The following is a 16,454-nucleotide window of genomic DNA, read 5'->3' as shown; positions in this document are numbered from 1 at the left end:
CACCCCAATGCGGATCACGCTGGAGCAACTCCGCGTCTTCGTCGCCGTCGCGGAGCGCCAGCATGTCACCCGCGCGGCGGAGGCGCTGAACCTCACGCAATCCGCAGCCAGCGCCGCCATCGCGGCGCTCGAGGTCCGCAATGGCGTACGCCTGTTCGACCGCGTCGGGCGCGGCATCGAACTCACCGGCGCAGGCCGGAGCTTCCTGCCGGAAGCCCGTGCCGTTCTCGCCCGCGCGGAAGCCGCGGAGATGGCGCTTGCGGAACTCGCCGGCCTCGGGCGCGGCACGCTGCCCGTCCATGCCAGCCAGACCATCGCCAGCTACTGGCTGCCACGCCACCTCGTCGCCTTCCGCCGTGCCCATCCCGGAATCACCGTGCCGCTCTCCATCGGCAACACGGCGCAGGTGGCGGCGGCGGTGCAGGCCGGCACGGCCGAGCTCGGCTTCGTCGAGGGCGCGGTGGATGATCCGCTCCTCATCGCCCGCACCGTCGCCATGGACCAGCTCGTCGTCGTCGTGGCGCCCACCCATCCCTGGGCTGCGCAGCCGCCAACCGAGCTTGCCGCCCTGGTGCGGGATGGTGAATGGGTCCTGCGCGAACCTGGCTCCGGCACCCGCTCCGCCTTCGAGGATTCCGTGAGGAAAGCAGGGCTGGACCCACGCTCCCTGCATGTGTCGCTGGAACTGCCCTCCAACGAGTCGGTGCGCGGCGCAGTGGAGGCCGGGCTCGGAGCCACGGCCATATCTTCCTCCGTCGCGGCCCCTAGTATCGAGGCCGGCCTGCTTCACCGCGTGGCGGTGGACCTGCCTGAACGCGCCTTCCAGGTGATGCGCCACCGGGACCGCCCGGCCAGCCGCGCGGCGGAGGCGCTGCTCGCCCTCCTCCCCGCCGCGCCCGGCATCGGACCGGCCATCAAGTCACGCCGAGCAGCCGGATCAAGCCGAGGCTGATTGCCCCCAGCACCAGCAGGGAGGCCACCGCCGCCCCCGTTACCCGCACGCCGGAGCGCGCGACGGTGCGCACATCCACCCCCAGTCCTAGTGCCGCCATGGAGATGATGGTCAGCGCCGTCGCCAGCACCGCGAACGGACCCAGCAGCATCTCCGGCACCAGCCCGGCCGAGCGCAGCAGCGCCAGCCCCAGGAAGCCGATGATGAACCAGGGCACCAGCCGGCTCAGCGGCGATCGCTTCGGGCGCTCGCCGGCGATCACGTCACCGGGCGCCACCGGCGCCTCACGCAACCGCGGCGCCAGCAGCGACAGCACCACCACCACCGGCCCGAGCATCAGCACGCGCACGAGCTTCACCAGCGTGCCCACCTGCACGCTCAGTGCCCCGACGGGAGCCGTCGCCGCCAATACCTGTGGCACCGCGTAGACGGTCAGCCCCGCCAGCACCCCGTATTGCTCAAGACTGAGCCCCAGCACCGGCACCAGCAGCGGCAGGCTGAGCACCACCACCACGCCCAGCACGGCCGTGAAGGCGATGGAGGAAGCCACATCCTTCCCATCCGCCCCCACCACCGGCGCCACCGCCGCGATGGCCGAATTGCCGCAGATGGAATTGCCGCAGGCCACCAGCACCGCCATGCGCGCCGGCAGGCCGAACATCCGGCACAGCCCGTAGCTGATGCAGATCGCCACCGCCACGACCAGCGCGATGCCGAGCAGCAGCGCCGGCCCCACAGCGAGAACCGTCGCGGCGCTGAGCGAGGCGCCGAGCAGCACCACCGCGATTTCCAGCAGCATCTTCGCGGAGAAGTCGATCCCGGGTTTCCAGCGCGGCCCCGGCTGCCAGGCGGTGCGGACTACGGTGCCGAGCAGGATGGCCAGGACCAGGGATTCCACCCAGGCTCGACCGAACACCGCCGCTTCCAGATGGGCCAGGGCCACGGCCGCGAGAGTAACGCCAATGCAGAGCAGGAGCCCCGGCAGCAATTGGGCCAAACGGTCCGGAACGGTCATCGAGTGGAAAATCCTTCGGCGGCCTGACCCTGGCCCGCCGAAAGACATTCATCAAACAGATCGGATTTGTGAAACCAAGCTGAAATATCGATGGATCAGGCGGCGGCCTTGTCGCCCGGCATCCCGAAATGCCCCTTCCACCAGCCCACGAAATGCCCGAGCCCCGTGCGCAGGCTCGTCGTCGGCTCCCATCCGAAGTCGCGCTTCATGGCGGAGACATCGGCGAAGGTGGCCGGAACGTCGCCGGGCTGCATCGGCAACAGCTCCTTCTTCGCCTCCACGCCCAGCAGCTCCTCCAGGATGCCGATCATGTCCATCAGCTCCTCGGGGTTGCTGTTCCCGATATTGTAAAGCCGGTGACCGCCATCGGCCGGCGGGCTGTTCAGCGCCGCCACGATCCCGTTGACGATATCGTCCACATAGGTGAAGTCGCGCCGCATCTTCCCTTCATTGAAGAGGCGGATCGGCTTTCCCTTCAGCATGGCGTCGGTGAAGAGCCAATAGGCCATGTCCGGCCGGCCCCAGGGGCCATAGACGGTGAAGAAGCGCACGCCCGTCATCGGCAGCTTGTAGAGATCGTTGTAGACGACCCCCATCAACTCACCTGCCCGCTTGGTGGCAGCGTAGAGCGAAACAGGCTTGTCCACCCGGTCCGTCTCCTTGAACTGGCTGCCATCCGTGCGCGAGCCATAGACTGAGCTGGTGGACGCATAGACGAGGTGCTTGATCCGCCCCTCGCTGCGCCGCACGCCCTCCAGAATCGAAAGCTGCCCGGTGACATTGGCGGCGGTGTAGGCGAAGGGCGCCTCGAGCGACCAGCGCACCCCGGCCTGGGCACCCAGATGCGCCACCCGGTCGATGTCGGGCCGGTCCTTCATCAGGCCGAGCACCGCATCGGCATCGGCCAGATCCATCTGGTGGAACTCGAAGGCGCCGGGTGCGGCATTACCCGTCAGCGCCGCAAGCCGCGCGTGCTTCAGCGCCGGGTCATAATATGGGTTGAGGTTGTCGAGGCCGACCACGGCCTCACCCCGCCGGAGCAGCTCCTGGCAAAGATGCGCGCCGATGAATCCGGCTGCTCCGGTGACAAGCACGCGTCCCATCTCGGTCCCTCTTCCCGCATTGCGATAGCGGGCTTGTCGCAGGACGCGCCGCCAAGGGCCAGAGATACACGCAAGGAACCCGGACCATCATCGCTCGCAGCTTGGACCGAACACCGAGCAGCCGCACTGGACAGCCAGGCGCTATTTCGTGCCGAAAAGCCGGTCCCCGGCATCGCCCAGCCCCGGGCGGATATAGGCATGATCGTCCAGCGCCCGGTCCACCGCGCAGGTGAAGACCGGCACATCCGGATGGGCCTTGGCGAGCACCGCCAGCCCCTCCGGCGCCGCCAGCAGGCAGGCAAAGCGCAGGTTGGTGCAGCCGGCGGCACGCAGCCGGCCCAGCGCGGCCGCGGCCGAATGGCCGGTGGCCAGCATCGGGTCCACCACGATCACCAGCCGCTCCGCCACGTCCTCCGGCAGCTTCAGATAATATTCCACCGGCCGCTGCGTCACCGGATCCCGGTACAGCCCGACATGCCCGACCCGCGCCGAGGGCACGAGATCCAGCATCCCCGAGGCCAGCCCGTCCCCGGCGCGCAGGATCGAGACGATGCAGAGCTTCTTGCCCGCGATGGAGGGCGCCATCATCGGCTCCAGCGGCGTGTCGATGGGCACGTTCTGCACCGGCAGGTCGCGCGTCAGCTCATAGGCCATCAGCAGGCTGATCTCGCGCGCAAGCGCCCGGAACTCGCCGGTGGAGGTCTCCCGCCGGCGCATGATCGTCAGCTTGTGCTGCACCAGCGGGTGGGACAGGAGGGTCAGCCGGGGGTGGATCATCTGGTCCATCGTCGCGCGCCGCTCCTTTGCCGCCATGCCCCGTGGCGGGGCCGTTCCATCGCGATCCCATAGCGCGGTAGCCCGGCCCGGCGAAGGGCGGCCCGCGCGGCCGCAGCCCTGCCCCGCCCCGAGAGGTGTCGCCCGGCTGCCACCGGACGGTTATATGCGCCAGCTCTATACCGTCTGGGCGCTCGCGCCCCTCTGCACCCATCCGCTGGGCCAGGACACCCGAGGACAGATCATGGACCAGCAGCCCCTTACCCCACCCGCCGCCCTCGATGCGGCCCGCCGCACCCTGTCGCTCGAGGCCGAGGGGCTGGTCGCGTTGCGTGCCGCGCTCGATGGCGAGCTCGGCGCCGCCTTCGAGCGCGCCGCCGCCGCCATCGGGGAATCCGGCGGCCGGGTGATCGTCACGGGCATGGGCAAGTCCGGCCATGTCGGGCGCAAGATCGCCGCCACCCTCGCCTCCACCGGCACCCCCGCCTATTTCGTCCACCCCGCCGAGGCCAGCCATGGCGACCTCGGCATGATCCATGACGACGATGTGGTCCTCGCCCTCTCCTGGTCGGGGGAGGCGCCGGAGCTGGCGGATGTCATCGCCTATACAAGGCGCTGGAGCGTCACTCTGATCGCCATCACCTCCCGCGCCACCAGCGCGCTCGCTGCCGGATCCGATATTCCCTTGATCCTGCCGGCGATGCCGGAGGCCTGCCCAAACGGCCTGGCGCCGACCACCTCCACCACCATGCAGATGGCCATGGGCGACGCGCTGGCCGTGGCGCTGCTGTCCCGCCGCGGCTTCTCGGCCCAGGATTTCCGCCGATTCCACCCGGGCGGCAAGCTCGGCTCGCAGCTTCGCAAGGTGCACGACGTGATGCATGCCGGCGACGCCGTGCCGACCATCCCTGAGGGCGCCACCCTCTCCCAGGCCATCATGGAAATGACCGGCAAGCGCTTCGGCATCACGGCCGTGGTGGACGCCGAAGGCCGGTTGGTCGGGGCGGTGACCGACGGAGACCTGCGCCGCGCCTTCCAGGCGGGCTTCATCGACGGGCCGGTGCGTGAGGCCATGTCCCGCCATCCCCGCACCATCGGGCCTGATGCCCTGGCCGAGGAAGCCCTGTCGCTGATGAACGAGCGGCGCATCACCAGCCTCTTCGTGCTGGAGGAGGAACGCCCGGCGGGAATCCTGCACCTGCACGACCTGCTGCGGATCGGGGTGGCCTGAGGAAAAAGGCCGGGGAGAAGGAATTCTCCCCGGCCCTCTCATCTTTTTCTTCGAGTTTGCGGGGGCGCTTATGCGGCGCCAGCTTCCGCAAGCTCCACGGCGCGGCCGAGGTCGACAGAGAGTAACCGCGACACGCCGCGTTCCTGCATCGTCACGCCATAGAGGCGATGCATCTTCGCCATGGTCAGCGGATGGTGGGTGACGACAAGGAAGCGCGTCCCGCCCTCCGTCATCGCCTCCAGCAGGTTGCAGAGCCGCTCCACATTGGCGTCGTCCAGCGGCGCATCCACCTCGTCCAGCACGCAGACGGGAGCAGGCTGGCAGCGGAACACGGCGAAGATCAGCGACAGCGCGGTCAGTGCCTGCTCCCCGCCCGAAAGCAGCGAAAGCGAGGACAGCTTCTTGCCCGGCGGCTCCGCATAGATCTCCAGCCCCGCCTCCAGGATGTCGTCGGACCCAACCAGCGCCAGATGCGCCCGGCCACCGCCGAACAGCCGCGTGAACAGGGCGCGGAACTCGGCATCCACCCGCTCGAACACGGCACGCAGCCGCTCACGCCCCTCGCGGTTCAGATGGCCGATCGAGCCACGCAGCTTGGCGATGGCATGGCCGATCTCCTCCTGCTCGCGCTCAAGATTGGCGAGGCGCTCCTCCACCTCCGCCATCTCCACCTCGGCGCGGAGATTGACCGGCCCCATCTCCTCGCGCTCGCGCGCCAGCCGCTCCGCCTTGCGCCGCGCCTTCTCCTCGGCGGCATCGGACAGGTCCTCGGGCGGCTCCGGCAGCTCGGCATCGGGGCCGAGGCGCTCCATGATCCGCGTGGCAACGGCGCGGCCCTCATCCTCGGCGCGGGCGGCAGCACCATCGGCGCGAGCCTGGGCCTCTCGCGCGGCGGCGAAGGCAGCATCGGCCAGGCGCCGCGCCTCGGCGGCATCGCGTGCCTCGGTCTCGGCGGCGGCCAGGGCGGCGGCAGCCTCCGCATGCGCCGCCTCCACCTCGGCCAGCATCCGCGCGGCGCTGGCCAGCAGGGCGGCAGCCTCCTCCGGCGCCTCGGCGACGGCCGCGGCCTCCATGGCGGCGGCTTCCTGTCGCCCGGAAAGCTCGATCAGCCGGGCGGCGGCATCGGCACGGCGGCCGGCCCAGGAGGCGGCTTCCTCCTCCAGCGCAGCGCGGCGGGCCGCGAAACGCTCCCCCTCCGCATCCAGCGCCAGACGCGCGGCGCGGGACTCGGATTCCTCCCGGCGGGCCTCGGCCAGCGCAGCCCGTGCTGCCTGGGCAGCGTTGCGGGCCGCCTCCAGATCCGGCGCGGTGGCCGCCGCCTCTTCGATCGCGGCGCGGGCTGCCTCGGCCTCCGCGCGCTGCTCGGCCAGACGGACCAGTTGCGGCTCCAGCGCGGCCAACCGTCCCTCGGCGGCAGCGGCGCGGGAAGCCAGCGCGGATTGCGTGTTCCGGGCGGCATCGAGCCGCCCCTCGGCGCCCCGCCGGGCATTCCGCGCGGCTTCCTCGGCCTGGGCAGCCTGCCGCAGCGCGGCCGAAGCCGCATCGCGCGCGGCTCGGGCGGAGGCAGCATCGGGCACGGCGGCCTGGGCCGCCTTCGCAGCCTCCAACAGCTTCTCGGCCTCGGCGCGCTCGGTCGCGGCGCGCTCCAGTGCCGGAGTAAAGGCGGAAAGGCGGCTATCGGCGAGCGCCGCCCCGGCGGCCAGCCGCGCCGCCTCCTGCCGCGCCCGGGCCAGCCGCGCATCCGCCTCGCGGCGCGCATTACGGGCAGCGGCATCGGCGGCGGAGGCAGTGGTCTCGGCGGATTTCGCCGCCTCGGCTTCCGCGCGGGCGGTGGCCAGGGCGGCCTCGGCAGCGTCCCGGGCGGCTTCACGCGCGCGCAGACGGTTGCGCTGCCGCAGCCTTTCAGCACCGGCGCTCGGAGCCCCGGGATTGGCGCCATATCCGTCCCAGCGCCAGAAGCCGCCGCTGCGGGCGACCAGTGCCTGACCTTGCGCCAGCGTGGCCTGCAGGGCGGGGCCGGTGGCCTCATCCTCGATGAGCCCAATCTGCGACAATGCCCGGGCCAGCTCCGGCGGAGCCTGGACGAGATCGGCGAGGGGCGTGGCGCCCTCAGGCAGCGCGGAGGGAGATTCGAGCGGCGGCAGGGCACGCCAATGGCGCGGCGCCCGGGCATCGGCTGGACTATCCAGCCCCTCGCCCAGCGCGGCACCGAGCGCCGCTTCCAACCCCGGCGGAACGGCGACTGAATCGAGGATCGGCGCGGCATCCCCGCCTTCCCCGGCCCGCAGCAGGGCGGCGAGCCCCTGCGCCTCGGCGGCGGCGCGGGCGCGGGTGGCACCGGCCTCGGATTCCGCGGCGCGGGCGCGGGACAGGGCACTGGCCGCGGCGGCGCGGGCCTGCTCGGCCTGGGCCAGGGCATCGGCGGCGGCCTCGGCGGCACGGGTGGCCTCAGCCTCCTCGCGGCGCGCAGCCTCCTGGCGCTCGGCCGGAATGCAGGCGGCCAGGGCCTGCTCATGCTCGCGCTTCAGGCGCTCATGGCCCTCGGTTGCCCGGCGGGCGCGTTCGGTGGCGGCACGGGCCGCATCGCGGGCAGCGGCCTCATCCGCCTCGGCCGCGGCGGCCGCACGGCGGGCCTCGGCCTCGGCGGCAGCGGCGGCGGCACGGGCGGCCTCGGCGCGCTCGAAGCCCGTGCGGGCCTGGGCCAGCGCGGTATCGGCGGCCTCCACCTCGGCGGCGGCGCTCGACAAAGCCTCGGGCGAGACATTGGCGGCCAGGGCCTTTGCCCGCTCCTCCTCCAGCCGCGCCGTCTCAGCGGCCAGCCGGCGGGCGGTGGCCTCGGCGGCCCGGCGGGAATCCTGCAGGCGCTCCAGCGCCAGCGCGGCCTCGGAGGCAGCTTCGGTGGCACGCTCGGCATCCGCCTCACGTTCGCGGACCGCGTCCTCGGCCAGAGCGAGGCGTTCCACCGCCGCCTCAACCCGCGCGGGCAGAGCGGCCAGCGCCGCGGCCAGCTCCTGCGCCTCGGTGGTAAGACGCAATTCGGCGGCCTCGGCGTCCTGCACCACCGTCGTCGCATGGGCATGGTCGGCCTGGATCTGCGCCAGGCGGCTCGTGGCGGCATCCAGCGCGGCGCGGGCCCGTGCCTCCGCGGCGGCCAGTCCCTCGCCCTCAACGCGCCGGCGTTCCAGCGCGGTGCGGGCGGTGGCCTCGGCGGCACGCGGGCCGGGTAGGGCCATGTCGGCGGCATGGGCGCGGCGTGCCGCTGCCTCGGCGGCGGCCTCGGCCGCCTTGGTGGTGGCGCGCGCGGCGTCCAGCGCGTGGCGGGAGGACAGCAGCTGCCCCTCGGCGCGGGCGGCCAGCAGGGCCATCCACTCCGCCTCGGCGGCGCGGGTCAGGCCGGACAGGTTGCGGTAGCGCGCCGCCTGCCGCGCCTGCTTCTTGAGGCTTTCCCGCTGCGTCTCCAGCTGGGTGCGCAGGTCGTCCGCGCGCGTCAGGTTCGTCTCGGCCTGACGCAGCTTCAGCTCGGCCTCGTGGCGCCGGGCGCGCAGCCCGGCGGTGCCGGCGGCCTCCTCCAGCACCGAGCGCCGCTCCTCCGGCTTCGCGCCGATCAGCGCCGCGACCCGCCCCTGGCTGACCATGCCTGAGGCCCGCGCGCCCGAACCGATATCAGCGAACAGGGTAGCGACGTCGCGCCCCCGCGTCTCCTTGCCGTTGATCCGGTATCCCGTGCCCGAGCCGCGCTCGATCCGCCGGGTGATCTCCAGTTCCGCCACCTCGGAATTCGGCGGCGGGGCCAGCCCGGCCGCCTCCTCCAGGCTCAGCGTCACCTCGGCCTGGTTGCGCCCGGCGCGGGTGGAGGTGCCCGCGAAGATGACGTCGTCCATCTCGCCACCGCGCATGTGCCGGGCGTTGGACTCGCCCATCGCCCAGCGCAGCGCCTCGACGACATTGGACTTGCCGCAGCCATTCGGACCGACAATGCCAGTCAGCCCCGGCAGCACCTCGACCGTGGTTGGCTCGGCGAAGGACTTGAAGCCGGCGATGCGGAGCCGCGACAGGGTGGCGGTGCGCGGCTGGCGGATGCCGTCCGCCTCGCCCTCATCTGCGCCTTCCGCATCCTGTGCCTCGCCCTCGGGCGCAACGCCATCAGGCGAAGCCGCAACCGGCGCGGACGTATCCGTCCGGGGGTCGGCCTCTGCCTCCCCCGCCGGGCTTTGCAGGGCCTCAGCCCCTGCCATGGCGGCGGGGTTGTTCTCCATCAGCTGCCGGAGACGCCTGCCAGCTCCGCGAAGCGCTCGTAGCTCAAGGCGCCGGGCTGCGGACGATTGCCGAAGACGAAGGTCGGGGTGGAGGTGACATTGTGCTCCTGCTGACCCTTCAGCCGGGCCTCCAGGATGCCGCGCTGCAGCGCCTGGTCGGCCAGGGCGGCATCCACCTGGGCGCGGTTCATCCCGGCCAAGGCCGCGATCTTGGCGATTTCACCGATGTTGTCGGCGCCGCGCGCGAAGGCCCAGCGGTCCTGCGAGGCAAACAGGGCGCTGACGAAGCCCTCATACCGCTCCGCCGGCAGCGAGCGCGCGACGACGGCGGCGGCCAGGGCCAGCTGGTCCAGCGGAAAGTCGCGCCAAACCATACGCACCTTGCCGGTATCCACCAGCCGCGACTTCACCTGCGGCCAGGTCTGGAGATGAAAGGTCGCGCAATGCGAGCAGGTGAGGGAAAAATACTCGATCACCGTGACCGGCGCGTCCGGCTTGCCAGCCGAACGCTCACCGAGGCGTGGATCCGCCGCCTGCGCACGGGCGAGCGAAGGGACCAGCGCGGCCGAGGGGGCGGCGAGAAGGAGGCTGCGGCGGGCGATGCTCATCGGTCCGGGGATCCCGTCCTGTTTGGGCTGTCTGGGGGTCGGTTCTAGAGGGCTCGATAAACCCCGCGCGCCAATCTTGCCAGGGCATCACGCAATTCGGGGCTACCGACCGTATCCAGCGCGCCACGAACCGTATCAGGCAGGGGCGCAACCGTGCGTGCCTTGGAGGTGGGCGCGGCAGCGGGGGCCTGCTGCACGAAGCGCAGCGCCTCCACCGTCACGCTTCCCAGCGCGGCATTCACCCGGCCGATGAGCTGCGGCGCCAGATGCTGCAGTTCCATCGCCACCGGTCCGGAGCAGCCGATGGTCAGGGTTCCACCCGTCAGTCGCTTCGGGACCGTAACGGCGGCGATGGCCGGCCCAACGATCCCCGCCCAATCAGACATCAACAGCGCCCCGGCCGGGCTGCGCCGCTTGAAGGCCGGCCGCGTCAGGCGGGGGATGAAGCCGCCGAGCGGGCGAAGGCCCAGATCCGGGCGCAGATCCGGGCGCCGTGGATCATCCAGCGGGGTGCGGGCCTCCGGCTTCGCGGGCGCCGCCGAGGCCGATGATGCAGCCGGCGATGCCGCCACCCGCGGGGCACGGCGGCGTGGGGGGCTTGCCTCGGCGCCCGTCCCGCCCTCCCCTGCCCGCGTTTTGCCTGACGCCATCCCCACCCCTCCGCCTGCCGAGCCCCTGCTGGCCTGGTATGACCGCCACCGCCGGACCCTGCCCTGGCGGGGCGATGCCGATCCATACCGCATCTGGCTCTCGGAGGTGATGCTCCAACAGACCACCGTGGCGGCGGTCGGCCCGCGTTATGCCCGCTTCCTGGCGCGCTTCCCGGATGTGCAGGCCCTGGCCGCCGCCCCCTGGGAGGATGTGGCCGCCGAATGGGCCGGGCTTGGCTACTACGCCCGCGCCCGGAACCTGCATGCGGCCGCCCGCGCCGTGGCGGCGCGCGGCGGCTTCCCGGATAACGAGGCAGGCCTGCGCGAACTCCCCGGGATCGGCACCTATACGGCCGCCGCCGTGGCCGCCATCGCCTTTAACCGCCCGACCGTCCCCGTGGACGGCAATGTGGAACGGGTGGTGGCCCGCCTCCTGGCGATCCGCGATCCCCTGCCCGGCGCCCGCCGCCTGATCGGCCCCGCCGCCGGGCGCTTCATGGAACAGCCGGGGCCGCGGGCCCGGCCCGGCGACTTCGTGCAGGCGCTGTTCGACCTCGGCGCCACCATCTGCACGCCGCGCCGCCCGGCCTGCGCCCTGTGCCCCTGGCGCGACGACTGCCTCGCCCGGCGCGAGGGGATCCAGGACAGCCTGCCCGTGAAGTCGCCGAAGGCGGCGAGGTCGCATCGCCATGGCCTGCATTTCCTCGCCCACGACCCCGCCGGCCGCCTTTTGCTGCGCCACCGGCCGCCAGAGGGGCTGCTGGGCGGCATGCTGGAAATCCCCGGTGCTCCCTGGCGCGAAGGGGAGCCCTGGTCGCTCGAGGAGGCCCTGCCGCACGCTCCCCTGCCCGCCCTGCCCTGGCAGCTGCGTCCCGGCATCGCGCGGCATGGCTTCACCCATATGGACCTGGAGATGCGGCTGGCCGAAGCGGCCGCCCCGGAAGCGGCGGCCCCGCCCGGGATGGTCTGGATGGAACCCGCCGCTGCCCGCCTCGCCTTGCCCACCGCGATCCGGCGTCTGCTCACCCTCGCGGAGGAGCCGCTTGCCGAGGGCGTTGGGGCCGTGGCAAGCCTGCGGCCCGGGGCGCGCGGCGTCCGCAGGAAAGGAAATTCGTGATGACCGCCATCCAGGGTCTCGCCGCCCGGCCGGCACTCCGCTTCTGGTCCCTGGCGCTGATGGGCTCGGCCGTGCTGGCTGCCTCGGCCCAGGTCAGCCTGCCGATGTGGCCGGTGCCTGCCACTCTCCAGACCCTCGCGGTCCTGCTTCTCGGCGCCCTGGGCGGCTCGCGCATGGGTGCCGCCGCGGTGCTGCTCTACCTCGCCGAGGGCGCGATGGGCCTTCCCGTCTTCGCCGCCGGCGCCGCCGGTCCGGCGGTGCTGATGGGGCCGACCGCGGGCTTCCTGCTGGGCTTCATCGCCTCGGCCTGGATCGCCGGCCTTGCCGGGCACACCGCCGCCCGCCAGGCGGCCGTGCTGACGGCCGCCCATCTCATCGTCTTCGTCCCGGGCGTGGCCTGGCTCGCCAGCTTCGTCGGCTGGGAGCGCGCCTGGATGGCCGGCTTCCTGCTCTTCGTGCCGGGAACGATGGTGAAGACCGCGCTGGCCTTCACCACGATGCGGGCGTTGCGCCGCGGCTGACCCGCCGTTCCGTTCAGGGTTGGGCCGCCCATTCCGCTGCCGCGGGATGGGCGGTTTCCGTTTCGGGGCCCCGGACCAGCTGGAAGCCCTCATCGAGCCAGCCCGCGAGGCCGCCGACCATCAGCTTCACCGGCCGCCCGAGCCGCGCCAGCCGTAGCCCCGCGCGATCCGCGCCATTGCAATGCGGCCCGGCGCAATAGACGACGAAGAGCGTGTCCTTTGGCCAACCAGCCATTCGCGCCACATCCATCTCCCGGTGCGGAAGGTTGCGCGCCCCTGGCACATGGCCCCGCGCGAAGGCGCCCGGCCCGCGCACATCCAGCAGCACGAAGCCAGGGTCGTCCGCCGCCATCGCGGCATGCACATCGGCGCAATCGGTTTCCAGCGATAGCCTGCGGGCAAAATGGGCCTCGGCCTCCGCGGGCGTCGCGGCCAGAATTTCGGTGACGGCATTGGTCATGGGTTCGGCTCCTTCCGGTTCCGAACCTGCCCGGGGCGCAGGAATGTTGGTGAGTGGCCCGCGCGCCGATTACCGTCAGGATCGTGCCAAAGATCCCGCGCCCCGATCCGCCCGCCAACCCCCTCGTGGTCGCCCTCGCCTATGACGGGCTGTGCACCTTCGAGTTCGGCGTGGCGGTGGAGGTCTTCGGCCTGCCACGGCCGGAGATGGGGCCGGGCTGGTACCGCTTCGCCGTGGCGGCGGTGGAGGAAGGGCCATTACGGGCCATGGGCGGCGTCCACGTCCTCGCCGATGGCGGGATGGACCTGCTGGAGCAGGCAGGCACGGTGATCGTGCCGGGCTGGCGCGGCGTGGATGCGCCCGTGCCGCTGGCGCTGCTGGAGGCGCTGCGGGCCGCCCATGCGCGGGGCGTCCGGCTGCTCTCCTTCTGCTCCGGCGCCTTCGTCCTCGCCGCGACGGGCCTGCTGGATGGCGCCCGCGCCGCCACGCATTGGCGCTACGCGGAGGCGCTGGCCGCACGCCATCCGGCCGTGACCGTCATGCCGGACGTGCTCTATGTCGATGGCGGATCGCTGCTGACGGCAGCGGGCACGGCGGCGGGGATCGATCTCTGCTTGCACTTGATCCGGCGGGACCATGGCCCGGCGGCGGCGAATGCCGTCGCGCGCCGGCTGGTCGTGCCGCCGCATCGCGAAGGCGGGCAGGCGCAGTTCATCGAGCGCCCGGTGCCGACCGCCCATGAAGGCTCGCGGCTTTCCCCCTTGCTGGACCGGATGCGCGCCCGCGCCGGTGAGGCCTGGCCCCTGGACCGCATGGCGACGGAGGCGGGGATGAGCCGCCGCAGCCTCATCCGCCGCTTCCGCGCCGCCACGGGCGAAAGCCCGGCCGCCTGGCTCCTCGCGGTGCGGCTGGCGCGGGCAAAGGAGCTGCTGGAGGGAACGTCACTCGGGATGGAGGCGGTGGCGGCGGAAAGCGGCCTGGGCTCAGCCGCCACGCTGCGGGCGCATTTCCGCACACGGATGGGAATGGCGCCGGCGGCCTCGAGGGCTCGCTGCGCCGGGCCCGGCCGGATCGCGGCGGCAGCCGCCGATTGACCTACAAAGGCCCAAGGGTGCGGCACTGCGCGCCGGCATCGACGCGCGGGGATCAGCTCCCCGGCATCAGCTCCGCGCGCAACTCGTCCAGCACCCGCAGCGAGCCATCGCGCCGCTCGATATGCCAGAAGGTCCAGCCGTTGCAGGAGGGCGCTTCCTGCACCGCAGCGCCCACTTGGTGGATGCTGCCGGCTACCCGGCCGCAGCGCAGCGTGGCATCCGCGCCGACCTCGGCCTGCCAGCGGCGGTGCCGGTCCCACAGCTTCGTGCCGGGCGGCACGAGGCCGCGCTCGACCAGCGCGCCGAAGGGAATGCGCGGCTGCTCGCGCTTCGCCGGCAGGGAAAGCGCCACGCTTTCGGAAAGCGGCTCCACCGCCGCCAGCCGCGCCTCGGCGGCATCGGCATAGCCCGGATCGCGCTCCAGCCCGATATATCGGCGGCCCAGCCGCTTCGCGACGGCCGCGGTGGTGCCGGTGCCGAGGAAGGGATCGAGCACCACCTCGCCCGGGGAGGTGCAGGAGAGGATCACCCGGTGCAGCAGCGCCTCGGGCTTCTGCGTCGGGTGCAGCTTGTTGCCATCGGCGCCGCGCAGCCGCTCATGCCCGGTGCAGAGCGGGATGAGCCAGTCGCTCCGCATCTGCTTGTCGTCGTTCATCGACTTCATGGCGGCGTAGTTGAAGCGGTAGCGGCTTTCCTCGCCCCGCGCGGCCCAGATCAGCGTCTCATGCGCATTGGTGAAGCGGCGGCCGCGGAAGTTCGGCATGGGGTTGGACTTGCGCCATACCACGTCGTTCAGGATCCAGAAGCCGAGATCCTGCAGCGCCACGCCCAGGCGGAAGATGTTGTGATAGGAGCCCATCACCCAGATCGTGCCGTCCCGCCGCAGCACGCGGCGGCATTCGGTCAGCCACTCGCGTGTGAAACGATCATAGGTGGCGAGGTCGTCGAAGCGGTCCCAGGCGTCGTCCACGCCGTCCACCAGGCTGTCGTCAGGCCGCCGAAGCTCGGTCTTGAGCTGCAGGTTATAGGGCGGGTCGGCGAAGATCGCATGCACCGAGGCGGGCGGCAGGCGCTTCAGGCTCTCGATGCAGTCTCCGCGCAGCACGCTGTCCAGCGGCAGGTCCAGCCCCGTTCCCACGCCCGCCACATCCCCCGACTCGTCATCCGCGCCAGCACCGGCCACGGCGCCACGACCCCGCGTCGCGCCGGGCCCAGCCCCCGACTCACCATGCCCATGCCCGAGTCGCCGCGTCAAGAAAGTGCCAGAATGGCTTGATCGACCGGGCTGAATCCGCGCCGGTGATGCGGACATGGACCAAGCCGCGCCAGGGCCTCCCGATGCGCCGGTGTGGGATAGCCGGCGTGCCGCGCGAAGCCGTAGCCGGGCCAACGAGCGCCGAGCCGTGCCATCGCCCGGTCCCGCACCACCTTCGCCACGATGGAGGCCGCCGCGATGGACAGCGACAGCCCGTCCCCGCCCACGACGCAGCGCACGGGGCAGGCCAGGCGCGGCGGCGCGTTTCCGTCGACGAGTGCAAGGACCGGCGGGACGGACAGCCGCGACACGGCCCGGGCCATGGCGAGATGGGTGGCGCGCAGGATGTTCAGCCGCCCGATCTCGCTTGCGCTGGCGGCGCCCACGCCGATCAGCGCGGTGCCATCGGCGCGCGCGGCCATCAGTGCGTCATAAGCGGCGTCGCGCCGCGCCGCGTCCAGCCGCTTGCTGTCGTCCAGCAGGGCGGTCAGCGCCTCGGGCGGGTGGCCCGGGAAGATCACGGCCGCCGCCATCACCGGCCCGGCCAGCGGCCCGCGCCCGGCCTCGTCCACCCCCGCCACGACACCGTCATGAGCGGATTCGAGCGAGAAATCGGGCCGCTGCGGCGGCAAACGAGGGGCGGCGGCGCGGGCCATCCTAGAGAATCAATCCCCCATCCACCGTCAGCGTCTGCCCGGTGACCATGGCGCCCGCGCAACCGAGGAAGAGAATCGCCTCGGCGATATCCTCCGGCACGCAGCGCCGGCCGAGCGGCGCGTTGGTGATGGACTGCGCCCGCTGCGCCTCGGTCCATTCGATCTGCCAGGTGCTGTCCACGGCGCCCGGCGCCACGGCGTTCACCCGGATCTCCGGCCCCAGCCCGCGGGCCAGGTGCTTGGTCAGCGCGATCACCCCCGCCTTGCTCGCCGCATAGGCCATGGAGGAGCCACGCCCGCTGAGCCCGGCGACCGAGGCGATGTTCACCACTGCTCCTCGCGTCGCCCGCAGCGCCGGCACCGCCGCGCGGGTCGTGCGGAAGAGGCCGACCAGATTCGTATCCAGCACCGCGTCCCAGAGTTCATCCGTGATTTCGTCCAGCGCATGGCCGGGGATGCTGCGCCTGGCGCCTGGCGTGCCTGCGTTGTTCACCAGCAGGTCCAGCCGCCCGAGCGCCGCCACCGCGGCCTCCACCATGGCCGCCTCCGTTCCCGTGCCAATGGCGCCGGGGGCCTCCACCACCGTCGCACCGGTGGCGCGCAGGGTGGCGGCGGCCTCGGGTCCCCGAGGATCGTCCGGCAGGAAGTTCAGGCCGATGGCGCAGCCATTTGCCGCCAGCTCCTTCGCCGTGGCGAGACCGATTCCCGAGGCGGCGCCGGTTACCAGCGCCGCGCGGCCGGCCAGATCGTAACGGGGCATGA

The 16,454-nt window shown here is 72.3% G+C and carries 15 protein-coding genes; 5 read left to right on the top strand and 10 right to left on the bottom strand.

Annotation, left to right across the window (positions count from 1 at the left end; genetic code table 11):
- Window positions 1-7 precede the first annotated feature (7 nt).
- Complete coding sequence (locus tag GSE44_RS14740) at window positions 8-952, top strand: LysR family transcriptional regulator (RefSeq protein WP_328799082.1); 945 nt, start codon at window positions 8-10, stop codon at window positions 950-952.
- Here the strand turns inward: GSE44_RS14740 and GSE44_RS14735 are convergent.
- From GSE44_RS14735 to upp, 3 genes are all read right to left on the bottom strand, one after another.
- A complete protein-coding gene (locus tag GSE44_RS14735; protein ID WP_159349585.1) occupies window positions 915-1,967 on the bottom strand; it encodes a YeiH family protein in 1,053 nt (350 codons plus the stop codon). The two genes, GSE44_RS14740 and GSE44_RS14735, sit on opposite strands and share 38 nt — an antisense overlap.
- 95 nt (window positions 1,968-2,062) lie before the next feature.
- The gene (locus GSE44_RS14730) at window positions 2,063-3,070 is read right to left on the bottom strand and encodes an NAD-dependent epimerase/dehydratase family protein (protein ID WP_159349584.1); all 1,008 of its coding nucleotides are present in this window, start codon (window positions 3,068-3,070) and stop codon (window positions 2,063-2,065) included.
- A gap of 141 nt (window positions 3,071-3,211) precedes the next feature.
- Window positions 3,212-3,856, bottom strand: a complete 645-nt coding sequence (gene upp, locus GSE44_RS14725) for a uracil phosphoribosyltransferase (RefSeq protein WP_201306075.1) — start codon at window positions 3,854-3,856, stop codon at window positions 3,212-3,214.
- 232 nt (window positions 3,857-4,088) lie between these two features.
- On the opposite strand from upp, the gene GSE44_RS14720 reads away from it, so the two are divergent.
- A complete protein-coding gene (locus tag GSE44_RS14720) occupies window positions 4,089-5,075 on the top strand; it encodes a KpsF/GutQ family sugar-phosphate isomerase (RefSeq protein ID WP_159349616.1) in 987 nt (328 codons plus the stop codon).
- A gap of 68 nt (window positions 5,076-5,143) precedes the next feature.
- On the opposite strand, the gene GSE44_RS14715 is transcribed toward GSE44_RS14720, so the two are convergent.
- Genes GSE44_RS14715 through GSE44_RS14705 form a run of 3 tightly spaced genes read right to left on the bottom strand, consistent with a single transcriptional unit; the run spans window position 5,144 to window position 10,589 of the window.
- The gene (locus GSE44_RS14715) at window positions 5,144-9,331 is read right to left on the bottom strand and encodes a chromosome segregation SMC family protein (RefSeq protein WP_235924835.1); all 4,188 of its coding nucleotides are present in this window, start codon (window positions 9,329-9,331) and stop codon (window positions 5,144-5,146) included.
- A complete protein-coding gene (locus tag GSE44_RS14710; RefSeq protein ID WP_159349583.1) occupies window positions 9,331-9,939 on the bottom strand; it encodes a DsbA family protein in 609 nt (202 codons plus the stop codon). Before GSE44_RS14710 ends, GSE44_RS14715 begins: the two co-directional genes overlap by 1 nt.
- Window positions 9,940-9,983: 44 nt before the next feature.
- Window positions 9,984-10,589, bottom strand: coding sequence for a DUF721 domain-containing protein (locus GSE44_RS14705; RefSeq protein ID WP_235924834.1), 606 nt, complete (start codon window positions 10,587-10,589; stop codon window positions 9,984-9,986).
- Between GSE44_RS14705 and GSE44_RS14700 the strand changes: the two genes are divergently transcribed.
- Window positions 10,576-11,706 (top strand): A/G-specific adenine glycosylase, encoded by a 1,131-nt coding sequence (locus tag GSE44_RS14700; RefSeq protein WP_235924833.1) that lies wholly within the window; start codon window positions 10,576-10,578, stop codon window positions 11,704-11,706. The genes GSE44_RS14705 and GSE44_RS14700 overlap by 14 nt on opposite strands.
- Window positions 11,706-12,227, top strand: coding sequence for a biotin transporter BioY (locus GSE44_RS14695; protein ID WP_159349581.1), 522 nt, complete (start codon window positions 11,706-11,708; stop codon window positions 12,225-12,227). The genes GSE44_RS14700 and GSE44_RS14695 overlap by 1 nt, the downstream gene beginning before the upstream one ends.
- Before the next feature lie 13 nt (window positions 12,228-12,240).
- Here the strand turns inward: GSE44_RS14695 and GSE44_RS14690 are convergent, their stop codons facing one another.
- On the bottom strand, window positions 12,241-12,687 hold the full coding sequence (locus tag GSE44_RS14690) for a rhodanese-like domain-containing protein (RefSeq protein ID WP_159349580.1): 447 nt from the start codon (window positions 12,685-12,687) through the stop codon (window positions 12,241-12,243).
- Between the two features lie 53 nt (window positions 12,688-12,740).
- On the opposite strand from GSE44_RS14690, the gene ftrA reads away from it, so the two are divergent.
- A complete protein-coding gene (gene ftrA / locus GSE44_RS14685; RefSeq protein ID WP_159349579.1) occupies window positions 12,741-13,781 on the top strand; it encodes a transcriptional regulator FtrA in 1,041 nt (346 codons plus the stop codon).
- Between the two features lie 52 nt (window positions 13,782-13,833).
- Here ftrA and GSE44_RS14680 read toward each other — a convergent pair whose 3' ends face one another.
- The 3 genes from GSE44_RS14680 to GSE44_RS14670 all read right to left on the bottom strand — a co-directional run bounded on the left by GSE44_RS14680 (window position 13,834) and on the right by GSE44_RS14670 (window position 16,452).
- Window positions 13,834-14,919 (bottom strand): site-specific DNA-methyltransferase, encoded by a 1,086-nt coding sequence (locus GSE44_RS14680; RefSeq protein WP_159349613.1) that lies wholly within the window; start codon window positions 14,917-14,919, stop codon window positions 13,834-13,836.
- Window positions 14,920-15,032: 113 nt separating this feature from the next.
- Window positions 15,033-15,692 carry a ribonuclease HII gene (locus GSE44_RS14675; RefSeq protein WP_159349578.1) on the bottom strand — a complete coding sequence of 220 codons (660 nt, stop codon included), beginning with the start codon at window positions 15,690-15,692 and terminating at the stop codon, window positions 15,033-15,035.
- A gap of 1 nt (window position 15,693) precedes the next feature.
- Window positions 15,694-16,452, bottom strand: a complete 759-nt coding sequence (locus GSE44_RS14670) for an SDR family NAD(P)-dependent oxidoreductase (RefSeq protein ID WP_159349577.1) — start codon at window positions 16,450-16,452, stop codon at window positions 15,694-15,696.
- Window positions 16,453-16,454 lie beyond the last annotated feature (2 nt).

This window comes from Muricoccus harenae, assembly GCF_009848505.1.
Taxonomy (GTDB): Bacteria; Pseudomonadota; Alphaproteobacteria; order Acetobacterales; family Acetobacteraceae; genus Roseomonas; species Roseomonas harenae.
This window is presented reverse-complemented; position numbering and strand designations above follow the sequence as displayed.